Here is a 2,399-nt window from a genome sequence, read left to right as displayed (position 1 = left end):
TATTCTGGCGATACATGATAGCTCAATCTATTCACGTCCTTCCCAGATTTTGAACTCCGTGATCGTGCGTTACCTTTGAGTCTACCTGTCACGCCTATCATCGTCCACTTTAGAGACTAACACCAAACGGTCTGTTAAGTTGCGTAAGTTACTTTTGGCGGCTGATAAGTTAGTTTCATGGAGCGTTCTGTTACAATTGCCGGGCGTTGTTGGTTTTGCCATACCCAAAGTTGTTTTTGCAGGCAACACTTCCTACGAGACCTGCGCTCGGGGCGAAAAGCCTGTGTCCGCGCGGAACCGTGACATTCTCCCATTCTCAGAGGTCACCCTGAGAAATAGCTGAAGGCAAGTCCATGTCAGGCTTGGTAAGCAGCGGTGAAACGCAACCAAACGACTAAACATGTAAGTAAAATGAGTTTGTCAACAGCCAAAGAGCGGCTCTCCGCAATGGAGAGCCGCTCTTAAACCTGTTTCAGGTATTATTCTTCGTTGTCTGCTTCTTCGTTGTCCGTTTCAGCGCCTTCAACGGCAAGCCACTCGTCAACTGTTTCACGGTTGTTATCGATCCACTGCTGAGCAGCTTCTTCGATTTCCATGTCGTTTTCAGCTACATCAAGCATAACTTCGTTCATATCGTCAGCATCCCAGTAGAAGTTGTCGAGGATCTCAAATGCAACCGGGTGGTCCTCTTCAAGACCTTCTCTTACCATCGTACGAATTTCTTCTTCTTCCTCATAGACGCCTTCCGGATCTTCAAGGAAGCGAATGTCGTAAGAGTTAAACTTCCAGTGAGGCTGCCATGCTGTTACGACGATCGGGTCTTCATTATCAATAGCGGCGTCCAGGGCAGCAGTCATCGCAGCATCTGAGCTTGGTGAAGCATCAATGTCAAGATCATATACGTCTACGACTTCTTCTGTGGACATCATGATTCCGGCACCGGCGTCAATGCCGATGATTTCATCAACTACGTCTGAAGAAAGCTCGTCGATGCTCGTGATATCCATGTAGTCAGGCACTGCAAGACCAGTACGGCTCCCTTCAAGGTTAGCACCAAGGTCAACCATGTCATCACCATACTGCTCGTACTCAGAAGCCATATCAGATGGAAGCCATGCTCCGACGAAACCATCGGCATCACCATTCGCAACACTGACCCACATAGGAGCCTGCTCAACAACTGTGAGCGTTACATCATATCCAGCTTCTTCAAGAACTTTTGCAATGACATTCGTAGAAGCGAGCTCGGATTCCCACGCAACATACGTCAGCTCAATTTCCTGGCCTTCCGGGCTGTAATCTTCATCAGCACCCGTGTTTTCTTCTCCACAGGCAGCCAGCAGCAGTGCTGCAGCTCCAATACCCGCTGATGTTTTCCAGATGTTCATGTTCTTCTTTTTCATGTGTGACAACCTCCTGCTAAATTTTGATACCACCGGGACCCCGTCTATTCGTTTTTATCCTGCTCTTCAGGATAGAAAGGAATCAAATCAAATATTTCTCCGGATTTTACCGAAGCAGAAAGCCGCTGAAGCCAGTAATAATAAGGTTTGGACTCTTCTAATATAGTATACACTGATTTTGCTTCTTCTCTTACTTCTTCCGGAAGTTTTTCCTGTGAGGAAAGCTCCAGCAGTTCTTTTTGTGCATGCCGGATTGATTCCAGATTTAAAGCGGCTTCGCGGTCCCATTTCTTGCTGAAAAAATTGGAGAAAAATTTGAAGAAATCCCGTTCCGCTACATACGTATGTTTACGCTCGCCCTTTTTAAATGTTTTTTTGACGACGTTAAAATCCTGCAGCTTGCGGACCCCGGTGCTCATGCTCGGCTTGCTCATCCCAAGCTCATCTCTCATCTGATCAAGCGTCATATCGCCTTCAAAATACATTGTTCCATACAGGGTTCCGGCGCTTCTGGTTACTCCGTAAAGATCCATCGTTTCTGCCAGTGAGTCAATGACCAGCTCTTTCGCGTGATCAATCGTCTCTCGGGCTTTCTCTTCGTGAAAGTCTGCCATGTGAGAGGACCTCCTTCATTCATCGCTCATCGGGCCGTGTCATCTGCTGCTGCCGGAATGGAGTGGAAGATCAGATAAGAGAACACAGCACGGTCTGTTCAGTTTGTTAAAAAAATAATTAACGTTCTTAATGATACTTATATATTTTCATTTGTAAACCCCCTGAGCTAAAAAAACAGAAAAATTAGCGGAGAAAACCGCGTATGAAAGCATAATTATGTATCGTCAAACCGTCGCAAAGCCGATCAATCTAATAAAGGGGCTGTCCCATAAGTCGATATTATCGACGGGACAGCCCCTTTTTTATGTGTAGAAAAAATTTATAGAAGGAAACAGAAAAAAATCGCCGAACCTGTGTGTAAGCGACAAAACCAACACCACC

The 2,399-nt window shown here is 46.1% G+C and carries 2 protein-coding genes; both read right to left on the bottom strand.

Annotated features, from left to right (window positions below; translation table 11 throughout):
• Positions 1-479 precede the first annotated feature (479 nt).
• Entirely contained in the window at positions 480-1,403 is a 924-nt protein-coding gene (locus HCN83_RS17815; RefSeq protein ID WP_246238302.1) for a glycine betaine ABC transporter substrate-binding protein, read from the bottom strand.
• A 44-nt stretch (positions 1,404-1,447) separates the two neighbouring features.
• Entirely contained in the window at positions 1,448-2,017 is a 570-nt protein-coding gene (gene cudC / locus HCN83_RS17810) for a choline uptake/conversion transcriptional regulator CudC (RefSeq protein ID WP_168009760.1), read from the bottom strand.
• Between the last annotated feature and the right edge of the window lie 382 nt (positions 2,018-2,399).

The sequence above is a fragment of the Alkalicoccus luteus genome (genome assembly GCF_012034335.1).
Lineage (GTDB): Bacteria > Bacillota > Bacilli > Bacillales > Salisediminibacteriaceae > Alkalicoccus > Alkalicoccus luteus_A.
This window is presented reverse-complemented; position numbering and strand designations above follow the sequence as displayed.

What these genes read in the sequence shown, in the direction of transcription:
- cudC (WP_168009760.1), bottom strand. Translation starts at nt 2,017, where the DNA reads ATGGCAGACTTTCACGAAGAGAAAGCCCGAGAGACGATTGATCACGCG.
- HCN83_RS17815 (WP_246238302.1), bottom strand. Translation starts at nt 1,403, where the DNA reads ATGAAAAAGAAGAACATGAACATCTGGAAAACATCAGCGGGTATTGGA.